The sequence below is a fragment of the Marinomonas piezotolerans genome (assembly GCF_003362755.1).
Classification (GTDB): Bacteria; Pseudomonadota; Gammaproteobacteria; order Pseudomonadales; family Marinomonadaceae; genus Marinomonas; species Marinomonas piezotolerans.
Genome location: NZ_QKRA01000002.1, coordinates 472,991 through 491,080, shown reverse-complemented (window position 1 = coordinate 491,080; position 18,090 = coordinate 472,991). Strand labels below are relative to the sequence as shown.

At 46.4% G+C, this 18,090-nt stretch carries 13 protein-coding genes; 4 read left to right on the top strand and 9 right to left on the bottom strand.

The features are described from left to right. Positions 1-175: 175 nt before the first annotated feature. A complete protein-coding gene (gene nhaC / locus DN730_RS06280) occupies positions 176-1,693 on the top strand; it encodes a Na+/H+ antiporter NhaC (protein ID WP_115467247.1) in 1,518 nt (505 codons plus the stop codon). 112 nt (positions 1,694-1,805) lie between these two features. Here nhaC and DN730_RS06275 read toward each other — a convergent pair whose 3' ends face one another. Together DN730_RS06275 and DN730_RS06270 are read right to left on the bottom strand one after the other, a co-directional pair. Further along, positions 1,806-3,119, bottom strand: a complete 1,314-nt coding sequence (locus tag DN730_RS06275; RefSeq protein WP_115467246.1) for a Na+/H+ antiporter NhaC family protein — start codon at positions 3,117-3,119, stop codon at positions 1,806-1,808. A 234-nt stretch (positions 3,120-3,353) separates the two neighbouring features. Next, the gene (locus DN730_RS06270) at positions 3,354-5,690 is read right to left on the bottom strand and encodes a glucose/quinate/shikimate family membrane-bound PQQ-dependent dehydrogenase (protein WP_115467245.1); all 2,337 of its coding nucleotides are present in this window, start codon (positions 5,688-5,690) and stop codon (positions 3,354-3,356) included. A gap of 285 nt (positions 5,691-5,975) precedes the next feature. Here DN730_RS06270 and DN730_RS06265 point away from each other — a divergent pair, with 285 nt between their 5' ends. Continuing rightward, positions 5,976-8,123 carry an FAD-dependent oxidoreductase gene (locus tag DN730_RS06265; protein WP_115467244.1) on the top strand — a complete coding sequence of 716 codons (2,148 nt, stop codon included), beginning with the start codon at positions 5,976-5,978 and terminating at the stop codon, positions 8,121-8,123. A gap of 25 nt (positions 8,124-8,148) precedes the next feature. On the opposite strand, the gene DN730_RS06260 is transcribed toward DN730_RS06265, so the two are convergent. Next, positions 8,149-9,471 carry a hypothetical protein gene (locus DN730_RS06260; RefSeq protein WP_115467243.1) on the bottom strand — a complete coding sequence of 441 codons (1,323 nt, stop codon included), beginning with the start codon at positions 9,469-9,471 and terminating at the stop codon, positions 8,149-8,151. 8 nt (positions 9,472-9,479) lie between these two features. Then, entirely contained in the window at positions 9,480-10,718 is a 1,239-nt protein-coding gene (locus DN730_RS06255) for an NAD(P)/FAD-dependent oxidoreductase (protein WP_115467242.1), read from the bottom strand. Between the two features lie 40 nt (positions 10,719-10,758). Between DN730_RS06255 and DN730_RS06250 the strand changes: the two genes are divergently transcribed. After that, positions 10,759-11,451, top strand: a complete 693-nt coding sequence (locus tag DN730_RS06250) for an aspartate/glutamate racemase family protein (RefSeq protein ID WP_115467241.1) — start codon at positions 10,759-10,761, stop codon at positions 11,449-11,451. Positions 11,452-11,555: 104 nt separating this feature from the next. Here DN730_RS06250 and DN730_RS06245 read toward each other — a convergent pair whose 3' ends face one another. From DN730_RS06245 to DN730_RS06230, 4 genes are all read right to left on the bottom strand, one after another. Beyond that, positions 11,556-12,851: a TRAP transporter large permease gene (locus tag DN730_RS06245; RefSeq protein WP_115467240.1), complete on the bottom strand. Its 1,296-nt coding sequence runs from the start codon at positions 12,849-12,851 to the stop codon at positions 11,556-11,558. Further along, positions 12,848-13,369, bottom strand: coding sequence for a TRAP transporter small permease (locus DN730_RS06240; RefSeq protein ID WP_115467239.1), 522 nt, complete (start codon positions 13,367-13,369; stop codon positions 12,848-12,850). The genes DN730_RS06245 and DN730_RS06240 overlap by 4 nt, the downstream gene beginning before the upstream one ends. A gap of 58 nt (positions 13,370-13,427) precedes the next feature. Next, entirely contained in the window at positions 13,428-14,414 is a 987-nt protein-coding gene (locus DN730_RS06235) for a TRAP transporter substrate-binding protein (RefSeq protein WP_115467238.1), read from the bottom strand. 211 nt (positions 14,415-14,625) lie between these two features. Continuing rightward, positions 14,626-15,123, bottom strand: a complete 498-nt coding sequence (locus tag DN730_RS06230; RefSeq protein ID WP_115467237.1) for an Lrp/AsnC family transcriptional regulator — start codon at positions 15,121-15,123, stop codon at positions 14,626-14,628. 212 nt (positions 15,124-15,335) lie between these two features. Here DN730_RS06230 and DN730_RS06225 point away from each other — a divergent pair, with 212 nt between their 5' ends. Continuing rightward, on the top strand, positions 15,336-17,042 hold the full coding sequence (locus DN730_RS06225) for a thiamine pyrophosphate-binding protein (RefSeq protein ID WP_115467500.1): 1,707 nt from the start codon (positions 15,336-15,338) through the stop codon (positions 17,040-17,042). Positions 17,043-17,115: 73 nt separating this feature from the next. Here DN730_RS06225 and DN730_RS06220 read toward each other — a convergent pair whose 3' ends face one another. Further along, positions 17,116-18,054, bottom strand: coding sequence for a DMT family transporter (locus DN730_RS06220; protein ID WP_115467236.1), 939 nt, complete (start codon positions 18,052-18,054; stop codon positions 17,116-17,118). Positions 18,055-18,090: the final 36 nt, after the last annotated feature.

Below are 18,090 nucleotides of genomic sequence, written 5' to 3'. Positions count from 1 at the left end.
GCTTAAAAATCGCCTTTTTGAACAATAAGCTGTTTCACATTGTTCATACAAAGTATTACGACTTGTTTGCGAATTTATTCATGCATCCTGCTAAAACGTTAGGTATCGGAACGTGTACAGCATTTTTGATGCCTTGTTCACACCGCACGACAACAAAAGAAAACAGGAACAGATTATGGCTTATTCGGAAAAAAATACGGCTCAAATGCCTAGCTTAAAGCTAGCACTTGTCCCCGTAATCCTGACGCTGGCATTGCTCGGCGTTCAAATCTTCTACTTTGGTGACTTCACTCCTCATATTCCACTGGCCATTGGTTTGGCGATTACCGCGTTGGTGGGGATTAAGCAGGGGTTACGTTGGAAAGATATTGAAGAAGGTATCTTTCACGTTATCCACGTCTCCATGCCTTCCGTATCCGTGCTGATCTTAGTCGGCATGATCGTCGGTGTGTGGATCGCATCAGGTACCGTTCCCACGTTGATCTACTATGGTCTGACATTGTTATCACCTCAGATTTTCCTAGCGGCCGCTATGATTCTTTGTTCTGTGGTGTCTTTGTCCCTAGGTACGTCTTGGGGAACCGTGGGTACGGTTGGTTTAGCGCTTATGGGGATTGGTGCCGGGTTTGAAATCCCAATGTACTGGACCGCAGGTGCAGTGGTATCCGGCGCATTCTTCGGTGATAAAGTGTCACCTTTGTCTGATACGACAAACTTAGCGCCAGCCGTTACGGGCACAGACGTGTTTTCTCACATTAAAAACATGATGCCTACTACGGTTCCATCCATGTTGATCGCACTCGTGATCTACTTGGTAGCGGGCTTTACCCTGATTGACAATGACAACGCGTCTTTTGAGCGCATCACATCGATCACTACGTCGTTGCAAAATAACTTTGAAATCTCTGCTTGGTTACTTGCGCCTGCTTTAGTCGTTATCGTGTTAGCTGTGAAACGTATGCCTCCGATCCCTTCTCTATTTGCAGGTGTACTAACGGGTGCTGTTGTAGCCATGATTACTCAAGGTGCTGGCGTACATGACGTACTTACTTACGCTAACAGCGGCTACTCAATCCAAACCTCTTCCGATGCCATCAACAGCCTGCTTAACCGCGGTGGTATCCAATCAATGATGTGGACCATCTCATTGATTCTGATTGCACTCGGTTTCGGTGGCGCCCTGGAAAAAACTCGCTGTCTTGAAGCCATTATCGCAGCCATCATGTCAAAAGTGGACTCGTTCCGCGGCATCCAAACCTCCGCTACACTGACATCCGTTGCGACCAACCTTGTCGCTGGCGACCCGTACCTATCTATCGCCCTTCCTGGTCGTATGTACGCGCCTGTTTACCGCGGCATGAAATACTCTACTTTGAACCTATCTCGTGCAATCGAAGAAGGTGGTACGCTGGTTTCGCCTCTTGTTCCTTGGAACGCAGGCGGCGCGTTTGTGATTGGTGCATTAGGGTTGGGTATTGGAGATGGTAACTTCGAAAACCTACTTTACATCCCTCTAGCCTTTGCGTGTTGGATCTCTCCAGTACTGGGTCTGATCTACGCTCAAATCGGTGTGTTCTCGCCAAAAGCAACGGCTGAAGAGCAAGCGCTTTGGGAAAAACAAGGCGAAGCTATTGCTGACTACGCAGAAGGTTCTTTATCTGAAAACAAAGCATCTGGTGCTTATTCAAGATAATTGTCCGTATTAAGGTGACGTCCTTCTCCCTAATTTGGGTGTCATCTTAACGACGTAAAAAACCGCTTGCAGGCATCCTGCAAGCGGTTTTTTATGCTTCCAAAGCAGGGGCCTAGGACTTTACTTTAGGCCAGCACATTATAATGGTTACAAAAGCGACCAGCGCGAGTATCCAGCTGTACTGAACATGTGTCACCACATCTAATGGCGATACCTTTGCCAAGGAAGACGCCAACAGTATTTGAGCGCCATAGGGGATTAACCCTTGGACCACACATGAAAAGATATCCAGCAAGCTTGCACTGCGTCGAGGGTCAACGTTGTACCGCTGAGCCACATCTTTCGCTACCGAACCGTTAATTAAAATCGAAACGGTATTATTCGCCGTACACAGATTCGTCAACGCGACGGACGCACTGATGCTCAACTCTCCTACTCTGCGCGATCCTTCTTTTGCACCCAAGGTACGACTGACGTTTTCAATACTACGAACAACCCAATCTAAGCCGCCTTGGGATTTCATTAGCGCCCCTAAACCACCGATCAGCAATGACAAAATCATAATCTCTTGCATGCCAGTGTAGCCCGCGTAAATATCTTTGGACCAATCTGACACGGCGTACTCAGGCATCGTGACTAAGCCCAATACCCCTGCCAGCACAATACCTGTAAACAACACCAACAATACGTTTACGCCTAATACAGCGAGCACAAGTACCGCCAAATAAGGTAAGACTAACCAAATATTGTAGTCTTGAACTTGATCGAGGCGTGCTTCAGAGCCTTGCAAAAACAGCCATATCAACACCAACAATGCAGCGGGCAATGCGATCTTAAAGTTCATACGAAATTTATCGCGCATTTCACACCCTTGGGTACGTGTCGCGGCAATAGTCGTGTCTGAAATGATCGACAGGTTATCACCAAACATAGCACCGCCAACTACGGCACCGACCGTTGTAAGGAGCGGTAAATCTGTTACCTCTGCAACGCCAATAGCAATCGGCGCTATGGCTGCAATCGTGCCCATCGAGGTCCCCATCGAAGTCGCGACAAAGGCCGTGATGATAAAAATGCCAGGGAGAATAAAGCTCGGCGGGATCACACTTAAGCCAAAGTTCACCGTCGCATCCACGCCACCAACAGCTTTGGCAACACTGGCGAACGCGCCGGCTAGCAAGTAAATCAACACCATTGTAATAATGGTCTGATCGCCAACGCCTTTCATGAAGGTATCGATACGCTCATTTAAGGCTCCACGGCTTAGCAAAATCGCTAATACCAAGGCTGGCAGAATCGCGACGGGGGCTTGGATTTGGTAAAACGCAAAATCAACATCTTGGCTTTGATACCACAAGCCACTGCCAACAAAGAGCGTCAAAAAAAGAAGTAAAGGCAACAAGGCCAATGGAGTAGGTTTTGTCATGTTACTGATGTTTCCAGCTTATGTTTACTTAATAGGCGGCTTATGGCCGCGATGATAGCGGGGCATGATAAGAGAACCAACGTGCTCTCTCCAATATTAAATTAGTCTTTCTACGTATGGTTTTGTTATAACTAAAAAATAGGATTTCTATATATTTAAAAACAATTAGGAATAAAAAAGCCCGACCGAAATCGAGCTTTTATGACGCATACTGCGAATGACTAGCAATGCAAACTATTTGGCTAACTTGTACGCAACAACATAATCCCCAATAGTGGTGCCAATTGAGCCATGCCCTCCGGCGACTTGTACCACCATCTGCTCGCCTTGGCTGTTGAGATACGTCATCGGCGTCGCTTGGCCTCCTGCAGGCAAACGGTGTTGCCAAATTTGTGCACCAGTATTCAAGTCATAGGCGCGTATATAGTCATCTACCGACGCAGCCATAAAGACCACACCACCATCGGTAATGATGGGTCCACCAATACCCGGTACGCCCATTTTGATGGGTAATGCTAATGGCGTTAGGTCTTCGACCGTACCGTTTTTATGTTTCCAGGCGGTTTTCCCCGTGCGCAAGTCCACACCCGCTACATATCCCCAAGGGGGTTGTTGGCAAGGAACGCCAAGTGGAGACAGAAAAGGGGCCATTTCTACCGCATACTGAGCCCCTGCGTTTTCGTTTAAACCCTGCTCTCCTTGGTTAGTTTCACCTAATTCTTGATCTTTAGGCACCAACGTTGAGGTAAAGGCTAAATAAAGCGGCATGCCGAACATCACTTGCCGCTTAGGATCGACTGCGACACTGCCCCAATTAAAGACACCGAAATTACCAGGGAAAACAATGGCCCCATTCTCGGAAGGCGGTGTGTAGCGCCCTTTATAATCCAAACTATTGAATTCGATACGACACAACATTTGGTCGATTGGCGTCGCTCCCCACATATCGGCTTCAGTCAAGGGATCAGGCTTGAACGAGATGGCAGACGTCGGCTGCGTTTTTGCAGTAAAGTCTCCAGGCACCGCTCCTTGTGGCGCTGGCTCTTCGGTAATCGGGAAAATGGCTTCCCCAGTCCCTCGGTGGAGTACGTACACATCCCCTTGTTTCGTTGGCACGACCAACGCAGGCTCAACGCCTTTGTCGGTATTTAGATCCAATAAAACGGGTTGCGCTGGCGTGTCCATATCCCACAAATCATGGTGCACAAATTGCTGAACCCATTCGGGTTGTCCCGTTTCTAAACTTAACGCTACAACAGAGGAGGAATATTTTTCATCCGCCGGAGAGCGGTACATACCCAGTTGATCTGGAGTACGGTTCCCCATCGGAAAATACGCTAAGCCCAGCTCTTCATCCGCACTCGCGACTGACCAGCTGTTTGGTGAACTCACCGCATACGTTTCATCAGGACCAATCGGAGATGTATCCTCGGGATGCCCTGCATCCCAATTCCATTGCAATTGACCGGTTTTAGCATCGTAAGCTCGAATGACGCCCGAAGGAGAATTAATGTCGTAGTTATCATTCACCGCCCCGGCGACAATCACTTTTCCGCCAGCTACCAACGGTGGCGATGTGGAGTAGTAGTACCCAGACTGTTTGAAAGGCATATTGTGCATGAGATCAAGCACGCCATCATCGGCGAAATTAGCGCAACGCGCACCCGTTTCAGGGTCTACCGCCAACAAGCGCGCATCAGACGTCGGCAAAAAAAGCTGAGCATCACACTGCATACTTGCTAATTGTTGCGCGGGTTGAGTTTGTTTTTTAGCAATATTCTGTTTGCTTTCATCTTCTGTTGGGAGGTAAGAAACGCCGCGACAAGTCTGATGTTGACGCTGACTTTCAGGGGGAACTTTTGCATCGTATACCCACATTTCTTCGCCCGTATCCGCGTTCAACGCCACCAGCCAGTTATGGGGTGTACAAAGATATAAGGCATTGCCTATTTTCAATGGGGTGGCTTCGTATGTCGTCTCGCCAACATCTTTCGGCCCTTTTACATCCCCTGTTTGATATTGCCAAGCCAACTCGAGATCACTGACATTGTCTGGCGTGATTTGATTTACAGGTGAATAACGTTGTCCTAAATTGCTACGTCCATAGGCGTGCCATTCTGAATCGCCCATCAGCCCTGTCGCAGCCGAAGGGTTCACCACTCTGTCTGCCATTGTCCCTTTAATCGCGGTTGGATCGTCCATGGCTAAAGGGCTAAGTGTTGCAACCGCACATATCCCCCAAACAGGTAACAAAAGACGCTGGGACACACGCCCTTTACGGCCAACAAAAATAAGTAATGGCAATGCGAGCACCAGCAGGGTGCCCATGCGGCTAGCCAGTGGCCACCAATCGAAGCCTGATTCCCACAACGACCAAATCATGGTTCCAAGCAGTAACACCGCATACAAAGCATTGGCGATCACTCTATGACGTCGCAGTGTGAAGCTAACCGCTAGGAGCAATACCCCCGAGATGACATAGTAAGGACTGCCGTCCAACGCTAGCAGCCAAATACCACCTGCGGTTAGCACGATACCGATAAGAAAAAACAGAATCGAAAGAATAAACATAGTGAAGGGATTCCCTGTAAAGACGATACGTAATCAATATGTTTAGAGTAGAAAGTATTTAATACGACGGTAAAGAAAAACGTCGCAACTTCCTTATTGTTTATAATTAGAACGAAACGTGCATAGAATGGTCCCTATCGTTCGCTGATTGGTAGGGATCGTCGATCTATAACGATTTAAATCGCTACAACAGATATAGTGTAAGAACATCCTTTATTAGACGTCTAATGCTAACTCGATAACGTATTTCCATTTAAACCTTCAATCTGCCACAGAGGATACACAATGAAAAAGGCTCTTGTAGCACTGATCATAATTGCACTCGGAGCCGTCGCGCTGACCCAATTTCATCATCTGCTAACGTTAGAATCGATCAAAGCGAACTTAGACCAATTCCAACAATGGCGTGATGCATCACCGTTATTAGTGTCCTTGGCGTTCTTTACCATCTATGTCCTAGTGACCGCCCTCTCTTTACCGGGCGCGGCGGTTCTTACGCTTGCTGGCGGCGCACTGTTTGGCTTGGCTTGGGGGCTCGTGCTTATTTCATTTGCCAGCACGCTGGGCGCAACACTCGCCTTTTTATTCTCTCGCTTTCTATTTCAAGATTGGGTTCAAACACGGTTCAGTCAGCGCCTCGAAACCATTAACGAAGGTGTGAAACGCGATGGCGGCTTCTATCTCTTTACGCTTAGATTGGTGCCAGTTTTTCCGTTTTTCTTAATCAACTTATTGATGGGACTAACGCCCATCAAAACATGGACGTTCTACTGGGTTAGCCAAGTGGGCATGTTCATTGGTACGGCGGTGTACGTTAACGCAGGGACACAACTAGCACAATTGGACAGCCTTCAAGGAATCCTGTCACCGAGCTTGTTACTGTCGTTCGTATTATTAGGGATTTTCCCTTGGGTTGCTAAAACTATTCTTAACGTCATCAAAGCTCGCCGTGTATATCAGCAATACACTCGACCTAAGCACTATGATCGCAATCTGATTGTTATTGGAGCAGGGGCAGCAGGATTAGTAAGCGCTTACATAGCGGCAACCGTTAAAGCAAAAGTAACGCTCATCGAGCAACATAAAATGGGGGGCGATTGCCTTAACTACGGCTGTGTTCCAAGTAAAGCCTTGATAAAAAGCGCCCACGTTGCCGCGCAAATGAAGGATGCCGAAAAGTACGGACTTGATGCACAAACAGCCACTTTCTCGTTCAAGAAAGTCATGGCTCGAATTCAAAAGGTGATTGCGGACATTGAACCGCATGACAGTGTCGAGCGTTATAGCGGCTTCGGTGTCGATGTACGTCAAGGACATGCCAAAATGATTGACCCTTGGACGGTAGAGTTGACGCAAGACAATGGCGACACGGAGCGCCTCACAACACGCAGCATCATCATTGCGACCGGGGCCAGCCCATTTGTGCCTGAGATTGAGGGTATCCAAGACGTACCTCATGTCACCAGCGACACCCTCTGGCATACCTTTGCGGAGTTAGACACGCCACCGAAAAACCTTTTGGTGATGGGCGGCGGCCCGATCGGCTGTGAGCTGGCTCAGGCGTTTAACCGTCTCGGTAGTCAGGTCACATTAGTAGAACGTGGTGAGCAGCTACTCGGTCGTGAGGATCGAGATATCGGTGATCGCGTCACGAAACGGCTTACCAGCGAAGGCATTGATGTAAGGTTACACAGCGAAGTCGTTGCCTTCGCCAACGATGGCAACCAACCAACGGCTCGCGTTACACAGCACGACGAGACGCATTCGCTGGAGTTTGACTATGTCATCGTTGCTCTGGGTCGTGCGGCTAGGCTAAAAGGCTTTGGCTTAGAAGAGCTTGGTATCGAAACCAACCGGACCATAGAAACAAACGACTACTTAGAAACGCTGTTACCGAACATCTTCGCCGCAGGCGATGTGGCTGGGCCTTACCAACTGACTCACGTTGCAGCGCATCAGGCTTGGTACGCGAGCGTTAACGCACTCTTTGGGCACCTCAAACGCTTTAAAGCCGACTATCGCGTCATTCCTGCGGTCACATTTGTAGAACCACAGGTCGCACGTGTCGGTCTAAATGAGCGAGAAGCGACAGCGCAAAATATAGAATATGAAGTGGTCGAATACGACATATCTGACCTCGATCGAGCCATTGCAGAAAGCAGTGCCGATGGTGTCGTCAAGATTCTGACGACACCGAAGAAAGATCGCATATTAGGTGTGACCATCGTGTCAGAAAATGCGGGCGAAATGCTGCCTGAATTCGTGTTGGCAATGAAGCACAACTTAGGTCTGAATAAGGTGCTTGGCACCATTCACGCCTACCCAACTTGGGCCGAAGCCAACAAATACGCGGCGGGTGAGTGGAAAAAGGCACATGCTCCAGAGTTCGCACTGCGCATATTGGAAAAATATCACACATGGCGTCGCTCCTAGCGCGCCTCTAGGCGGCTGCCCAGTGCTACAGCATCCAAGAAAAAACAAACATCGCGACGCCAACGAAGAGAGACATGATGGCACCATAAAACCAATTGAATCGGGCAATTAAGATATTGTCTACACCGTATTTCCCCGAGACGGAAAGATTGATGCCCGACAATGGTCCCACTGCGGTCCCCACTGCCCAAGCACACAAGCAGACAAATGCCAGTAAAGTATTGTCTGCAGCGTGAGCGGGGACCATTGAGCTCATCATGGAAATACCAATGATGGGGTGTAACCCGACTATGGCTGTCGCGCATATTGCCAAGTAGCAAACATACGCCTCCACAAACCCAAACTGATCAAACAACGACCAGCCCTCACCTAACACACCTTTAAGTGCCAAACTCACTGTCGTCGTTAAGAACCCTGCTGCCAAGAACAGTGACACCTCATTTCCCATGTTAGACAGTCGTATCTGAGCATGGTCGCGTAAACGCTGCTTCGTATGACGAGGTCCACCCGTGATAAAGAGCACGACCACCACGGCTAATGGGCTGAGTAAGGTAACAATCGCCAAAATCGCTAAATCAGGCATTAGAATATAGTGAAAAACCAATACCAGTAGCGCCAAAAAAACGGGAAATATTAACGAGCTAAGCGCTAATGGAAAGCCGGAAAAACTTGTCAGTATCTGTTTTCGTTTAAACTCCCAGATTGACACGCCACAGGCTAGCAGAGCAACAGGCAAGCCAATCGTCGCCAATTGGTGGAATTCAGCTTCTGGCGCAACAGACAGTGCGACCGCCATGGAAGCAAAAAATGGGGACAGCAGCGCCGTACTCGACAGCGCACGGATCATAACAGAATATTGCGGTAGACTGAGCTCACTCGATTGACGTTGTAGCTTATCGCCGACGACAAACAGCGCCGACATATTGATCACTGAGCTCAACAATTGAATACTGTACCAAGTGCTAATAACCCCTTTCACCCCAAGGATAGGTGACTTAGGTTTTGTTGTATCTGGCAGCAAGCCGAGCAAAGACACGCCTGTTAACATCGCTACGATCGGAAGATTGCCTTGCAATAGCGACAACACAGGAATCGCAACAGAATTTAGCATCGCAAGCATCAGCGCAGCCATGCCTATCGCTAAGAGACCGATAATCTGGCGCTTGTTACGACGATTTAACCGCCTCCATGAAGAAATGAAAACCGCCCAGTACACAACACTGGCGAGCACCAGCAAGCCACTCATATACGGGACCAACGCCAACAGATAAAGCACACAACCTAACGCCACTCCATAGCCGGTATTCGATTTAAAGTAATCCCATGTTAAACCCAGTGCACGTTGCATTGCTTACCTCAAAAAAAACGAGATGGTTGGAAAGGCTGAGCGTCAATGAAAGTCGTTTCGCTGGCGATCATCTCTGCAATCAAACGCCCTGTTGCTGGTCCGGTACTGAAGCCAACATGTTGATGACCAAAAGCCAACCATAACCCTAATTTTCCAGGGTAAGCACCGATAGCTGGGAGTGAGTCCGGCAATGTTGGGCGGCAACCTGCCCATAAAGAATCCTTGATAACCGGCCCAAAGTTAACCGCTTCATGAGCGGGCTTGGAGATGCTTCGCAATTGATCAGGTGACCAAGGAGCATTCTTATCTTTTAACTCAGAACCCGAGCTTAAACGATAGCCTTTTGTTGTGGGAGTTACGACAAAACCCCGCTCCACATCATAAATAGGACGAGTAACTTGCTTTCCCTCGGGGATTTCGTAACGCTCATGGTATCCACGTTCAAAGCACATAGGCAAAGGCTTTGCTATTGTTCCGAGTAAATCATTGGACCAAGGGCCCGCTGCTAGCACGAGTTGTGGCGCAGAGTAATCGGTTTGTCCATGCAAGATATAACCACCATCTGGACTATGGGACAACCGTGAAATCGAATCCCTAATAACCTTGCCTCCAAGAGATATGAAAAGGTCAATGTAAGCTTGCGTGACCTCCCCAGGGTGGTCAACCGATGCTGTATCTTTAATATAAAGACCGCTGTTATAAATTGGCTTCAAACCTGGCTCCAGCGCCATAATGGCGTCTCGATCAAGGCACTCATAATCGATGCCAAAGCGACGATAAATTGATTGCTCATATTGAGTTGCAATATCGGCGTTTTGACTGCGAAACAATTTCAGCCAACCAGTTTCCCTTAGCCGAGACATTTCACCTGCCTTCATGAGCCACTTTTTATGTTCATTTAACGCTACTGATATTAGACCATCTAGGTGCGTCATATTAATCTCTGAGCGCTTTTCAAAGGATTGCCATAAAAATTGTGTTGCCCAACCAATATTTTTAGCGAGGTAATGATATCCAATCCTGACACTTGGGCTCTTATTAAATATATACCCCTTTAAATTAGGAATTAAATTTTTGTTATTAATTACATATGCCGAGCTTCTAGCAATAACACCCGCATTACCATAAGACGTTTCTTTTACCTTGTCTGACTTATCAACCAAGGTGACATCAAAACCTTTTTCTATTAAGCTTAAGCCACAGCTAACTCCAACAATACCGGAGCCTAAAACATAAACCTCTTGCACTTAAAACCTCACAAAAATTTTCACTAAAAAAGGATAAAACATGTCCACCGAAGAAAAAGAATTTTCCGTTGGCGTTATTATGCTTAATACAAATTTCCCTAGAATTTTGGGTGATATCGGTAACGCAAAAACATTTCCCTTTCCTGTTCATTATGAGCGAGTAGAGTCCGCAGCAGTCAGTGCAATCATCACCCGAGATGGCGTCTCAGAAAGTGTTAAGAACGACATTTTGAAATCAATCAAAAACCTTGAAAATCAAAAAGTTGACTTGATAACCACCAGCTGTGGATTTCTTGGTGAAATGCAAGATGAACTTAAATCCCTAACGCACGTACCTATTTTAACCAGCTCACTACTTACCATCCCTTTTGCTCGTACATTTCTTAATAAAAAAGAGGACAAAATTGGGGTTCTCACTTTTGACGCAAAACAATTAAACAACAGACATTTTGGCGGCCATTATTCAGATGACATTATAATAAGCGACATCTCAAAAGACAGTGTGCTTTATAAAGCCATAAAAAATGATCACCTTGATTTCGACGTTGATACTGCAAAAAATGAAGTTGTAGAATCTTCTTTGAATCTAATAAAAAACAATAAAGACATAAAAATTATAGTATTAGAGTGTACAAATCTTTCACCCTACATTGATGCTATTAAAAAGGCTACAAACCTACCAGTATTTGATGTTATTCAAGCTATAAACTGGTTCAAAAACTCACATCAATAATATTAATTTAAAATTAAATCTCTTATTATAAAATCGAGCCTATTAAATTAATAGGCAGGGTTATAGATATAACCTCTATAACCCTGTTGATTACTGGTTTTTTTCTATCTCATGGCTTGTGGTAAATATGTCGCGATTTCAGGAAACCAAACCAATATAAAGACGGCTAAGATCATTAACAAAAACATAGGAAATGCTGCTCGAGCAATAAATGCCATGTTATGACCCGTCATTGATTGCAATACAAACAAATTAAATCCAACTGGTGGAGTAATCTGCGCCATCTCTACAACAATCATTAGGTAGATACCAAACCAAATCATGTCGAAGCCAGCTTGGCGAACCAAAGGCTCTATCACGGCCATGGTCAACACAATAGAAGACAACCCATCTAAAAAACACCCTAATATGATGTAGAAGATGGTTAAGCATACGATCAACATAAGCGGTGATAAATCTAGTCCACCAATAAATTCAGCTAAATGACGAGGCAAACCAGTAAACCCCATTGCAAGCGATAGGAAGTGTGCCCCCATCAAAATGAATGCGATCATACTGGAAGTCTTCACGGCTCCCATTAAAGAATCCCTAAAACTGATCCAAGTTAGGCTTTTATGATAAATAGCGATGAGCAATGACCCGACAACCCCAAGCACAGCCGCTTCTGTTGCGGTCGCAACACCGGTATAAATCGACCCAATAACACCAATAATCAGAGCGATAATGGGGCTTAAACTCATTAGAGCTTTAAGTTTATCGGCGAATGTAAATGACAGGTCATCCGTGTCTCCAGACTTGCGAATAAATGATATCACCATCACATAGCCCATAAACAAACCCGCCAACATAAGCCCTGGCAAAACGCCTGCCATGAACAGTTTAGCGATCGACTCATTAACCGTTACCGCATAAATAATCAGAGAGACTGAAGGCGGTATCAATAGGCCTAATGTCCCAGCTCCAGCCAGCGTTCCGACTATCATTCGGTCAGAATATTGACGTTTTTTAAGCTCAGGGATCGACATTTTACCGACGGTAGCAACGGTCGCAGCAGACGACCCAGATATGGCGGCAAATACGGCGGAACCCGTGATGTTCACATGCAATAACCCACCTGGAAGACGATACATCCAAGGCGTTAGACCTCGAAATAGCGTTTCAGATAATTTCGTTCTGAATAGAATTTCTCCCATCCAAATAAACAAAGGAAGCGACGTCAAGGTCCAGGTTGATATTGACCCCCAAATCGTAATCGCCATCGCGTCACCCGTCGGGCGGTTAGTAAACAACTCCATTCCGACAATAGCGCACCCAATAAGGCTAGCACCAACCCATACGCCAGACCCCAATAGAAAAAACAGCACAACTAATAAAGACAGTGCTAACAAGATCTCATTCATAGCACGTCTCCTGACGCTGACGCATCGGCTTCTTTACTAAACTGGTTTAAATCAAACAAGGAGTGGACGACACTGATTGCAAAAAAAATGGTTCCTAGTGCCACAATACTTTGAGGAATCCAAAGAGGAAACGCTATCGATCCATCGCTAACCTCATGAAAATCCCAAGAAAAATATGCGAGCCTAGACATGTAGTAAGCTAAGTAGATCGTCACAATTGCAGTGATAAACAATGAAAAAAAAGCAAAGAAGCGCTGATTTTTAACTGCCATTTTCTCAATAAAAAGTGTTACTTGAATGTGGGCCTTACCCCTAAATGTATACGCAAGGGCGAGACAGTTTGCCGCAGCCATAAGATATCCAGCAATTTCTGTCGTTCCTGGCACATACAACCCAAGCAACCGACTAACGATGCTTGATATAACGCACAGCGTCATTCCTATTAAACATAACGCAGCCAAAGCACCAGATACCCTATATAGCCAATCCAGAGCTTTACCGCACAGACATAAATTCATATAAAAATCCTGCAGATATCGAGACAGAAGAGAGGGCGGAACCGCCCCCTCTTAGAAGTTACATGGCCTTATAAGCTTCTATTACAGACTGACCTTTTTCACCAGCCTCTTTAAGCCAGTCGTTTGTCATAGTGACACCGATAGCTTGCAAATCAGACTTCAGTTTCGGAGACGCTTCCTGCACTGTCATACCATTTGCAGCCAATTCTTTTTTGTACCAATCAGCCAATTCGCGAGCTTTTGCCCAACCTTTTTTCTCTGCATCGGCAGATGCTTTAAGAATAACGTCTTGTGTCTCTGGAGATAGCTGGTTCCATGCACGAACGTTCACAAAAACCATGTTTTTAGGTAACCACGCTTTCACGTCGTACCAGTAATCTACATGTTCCCACAGTTTCTGATCGTAACCTGTAGAACCAGACGACAACATGCTTTCCGCGACACCTGTAGCAAAGGCTTGCGATACTTCCGCAGCTTCAACTTTCGTTGGGATAGCTCCCATCATTTCGGCAATCTTAGACGTCGCTGGGTTGTACGCACGGAACGTTAAGCCTTTCATATCCGCCACAGAATTAATTTCCTTGCTGGCATATAAACCTTGTGGAGGCCAAGGAATTGAATAAAGCAATTTCAAGCGATGCTTTTTAAGAACTTCTTCCATCGCAGGCTTAGACGCTTGATAAAGCCTCCAAGAGGAATCAAAGTCCGTAGCAAGGAACGGAACGGCATCGATAGAATAAATTGGATCTTCATTACTTAGCGCAGAGATCAAACGCTCACCAATAGGCGCTAACCCTCGACGCACAGAGCTGTAAATCTCACCACCTTTGAATAATGAACCTGAAGGGTGTGTGATAACTTCAATTTCATCTTGAGCGCCGGTAACTTGCTCAGCAAACTCTTTTGCTATCACAGAATGATAGTTTGATGCTGAGTACGCCAAAGGCATATCCCATGTATCAGCTGCGAATGACACACTAGATAACGCTAAGGTGATGCCACCTAAGACGGCTTTAGTGCTGTTTAAAATTGTTTTTTTATGCATTTCGTTATTCCTTATTCATGATATTTTTTGACGGCTTAATTATATAACCACCTACTTTTGAGTATTGCACTATACAAAATGACGACTTTTTTCAAAAACCCATCATTATGACGCCTAAAACGCGCAATGGTACGGAAATGACACTTTTATTTCTGAAAATGATCATTTCAAAGTTCGTGTAAATCCCCTCTACGAGCCTCTCTGTTCACAACTAATACTCTTCCACTTCACTCATTTGAGTTTTGACCATTTCCAATACCTCTTTATAACGTCGGTCAAACTTTCGACTGAGCACAATCCAAGACGTTGAACGCTCAACTCCTGGAATATCTCCAATCTCATCTAGCAACTCATCAAGCTCTTCCAATGTAGGCTCTTCAATACTGAGAAAGTAGTCATAGCTGCCATTCACGGCAAGACACACCTTCACCGAAGGGAAGCTGTTCAATCGCGCAACCACCTGTTTACCTCGGCGCTGCTCCACGGACAACATCACCATCGCTTGGACATTACCTTCCGATGGGTTACGACTCAAAACAGCCGAATATCCGGTAATCACACCTGTTTTTTCGAGTCTTGTTATCCGCTCATGAACGGTAGATCGAGCAACTCCCAGTTTCTTCGCCAAGCTGCTGGTTGATTCTCTAGCATTGACTTGAAGTAGCGCTACCAACTTACGATCTAATTCATTTTTAAACCACTTTGACATATTCACTCCAATAAAATGACGGAAACACCCATAAATCCGATAATTTGTATAGTTATATCCGGCTGCATTGCATAGGACACTGAATTCACACTAATCAACTACTATGCCAACCAAGCTCAGGTAACAGGTGGAAAGCGAATGTTTTGGGTCCATCGCGCTTTCATCAGGCTAATCGTTTTTGGTTGCTCGAACAAATTAAAACAGAGGATTCTATGTCAAACGTTAAGCAAAAAATTACCGGTGCAGATGCTTTAGTCATGATGCTGGATAAAATGGGCGTCAAACATATTTTTGGGGTCTGTGGTGATACCAGCCTGCCATTTTACGACAGCCTTACCAAACTGGAGCACGGCATAACTCATATTCTAACTCGCGATGAACGCTCTGCTGCGTACATGGCGGATGTCTATGCTCGCTTAACAAATCGTGTCGGTGTCGTAGAAGGACCAAGTGGCGCAGGGGCAACCTACATGGTGCCAGGGATTGCCGAAGCCAATGGCACTACCATTCCCGTCTTAGCTATTACCTCTGATATACCCGTTGCAGGCCGAGATCGCTTTGTTTTAACTGAGTGTGATCAAGAAGCGCTTTTTAAAACCTTCACTAAATACACACGCGTAACAGAGACCCCTGAAGTTGTTCCGACTGCGGTACGGGCCGCTTTTAACGCTATGACATCTGGCGTACCAGGCGCAGCACATCTAGGCCTCCCATACGATGTGTTAAAAGGTGAGCTCGACCCAGAGGAAGTTTGGGGCGATGGGTCGTTTGGTCATTTCCCTTGCCGCCGCACCCTGCCAGCATCTGAGGACCTGCAAGCAGCAGCTAAGTTACTACTAGAGTCAGAGAAAATTGCGATCATTTGCGGCGGTGGAGTCATGCATTCCAATGCGGTAGAAGAACTACAAGCCGTTGCTGAAACATTAGGCGCAGCAATTGGCACGACAATTTCAGCGAAAGGAACCATCACCGAAACCCATCCGCTAGCGATGGGAACGATTGGCACCAATGGTTCAACCGCCGGCGCACGCGATGTTTTACGGGAAGCCGACACACTCGTATATGTCGGCTGTCGTGTTGGGTCAGTCACAAGTGAAAAACGGACTAATCCCCATAATGGCGAGAAAAAAATACTGCATATCGATATCGATCCTAAATCGATCGGCGCCAACTACCTAACGGATGTTTCTTTAGTGGGCGATGCGAAAGCGACTTTAGCACAGCTTCTTCCGCTCTTAGCCACCACAGAATCTAAGAGCAGATTGACGGAGTGGGGACCAAAAGCGGTTGCAGCCTCAAAAGTACAGAAAAAGGAACGTTTTGATCGTTACTCTCAATCGAATGAACAACCAATCTACGGTGAGCGCTTTGTAACGGAATTGCAAAAATCATTACCTGACGACGCGATTGTCGTATCAGACCCTGGCACACCTACACCATTTCTATGCGCATTTTTCGAAACGCAATCCTCTGGTCGTTCATTCATATTCCACCGTTTTCACGGAGGTCTAGGTTTTGCTTTACCTGGTGTTGTAGGTGCTCATTTTGCTAATACGGGACGCAAAGTTGTGGGGGTTATGGGTGATGGCAGCTTTGGTTTCTCATCCGGTGAATTGGAAACGATTGTTCGCTACAACTTACCTGTGACGCTAATTGTGCTCAACAACTCAAGCTTCGGCTGGATACGTGCTGGGCAAGATCGCTCTTTTGGTAAACGCTATTTCTCTACAGAATTCTCAACCACTGACCACGCCAAAGTAGCCGAAGCTTACGGACTAAAATCATGGAAAGTAGAGGATCCAAACGAGCTAGCCGCAACACTAAAAGAAGCATTTGAGACGGATGGCCCCACGTTAGTGGACGTATACACACGTCGTCTTGAAGACAGTGAAGTACCTGTGACCGCTTTCTTAGGATAATCAACTTAATCAGATAGCCATGATGGGCAACTTAGTTGCCCATCATGGCTATCTACTAAGAAGACAGTCTTCCTTAGGCTGGCACCTCAGTAAGTTCATGACGCGATGCGTGACGCAAATCTTTTAACCGAAGACCAATGTTCCCTGCCACCAAAAGCAATGCTCCGCCAACTTGATAGACGGTCAATGACATATCCAAAAACACCCAGTTAATGAGCGCTGCAAATACCGGAAAAGTAAGCTCCACCATCGTCGCCAATTGGGCACTAACAGTACGCAGTCCTTGATAATACAACCACATCCCCAACAACCCGCTGAGGAGCGCCATGACCACCAGCGCACTCATATCGTCCAACGCCATAGTAGTCAGACTATCGCGGTTGCCCAGCGACAGTACTGCTAACACCAATAACCCTGACAGAAAACGCCCTGACATAATCGCATTGGCAGGTACACTCTGATACGACAAATACTTTCCGCAAACGGTAGCAGCGCCCCAAGCCAGCACCGCAAGTAAAGTGAAACCATATCCTTTCAGAATGTCTATCTCTGCATCCGAATAATGCCAGCGCGCATCCCCGAGGGACAAAATATCTGGCGCAATCATTAACAAGCTGCCACTCAAAATCACCACCGACCAACGTACAAAGTGCCCGCGTATCTGCTCTTTAAGCAAACCAAACGCGAGCAAGACCGCAATTACAGGTTGTAACTTTTGCAGTAAAATCACGACGGTCGGGTTCAAATAATGAAAGGCTTCGGTAAAGGCCAGCGTACCTAACGCAGAACCGACACCACCGATGAAAAATACGCTCGCCCAAGAGGCTTTACTGAGCTGGCGATAGTGATGACGATAACGCCATAACAGCGGTGCCGTAATCAATACCAATACAAAATGCTCAAGCAATACCACTTGCAAAGTGCTGTAACCTGAGGTCAGCAAGGGGTAACGGATAAGGGTATCAAGCGCCCACGTAAAACACGCAAGCATGATAAAGAAAGTACCTGCCATCTCTCATTCTCCAATAATAAGAGTCACAGGGGTGAT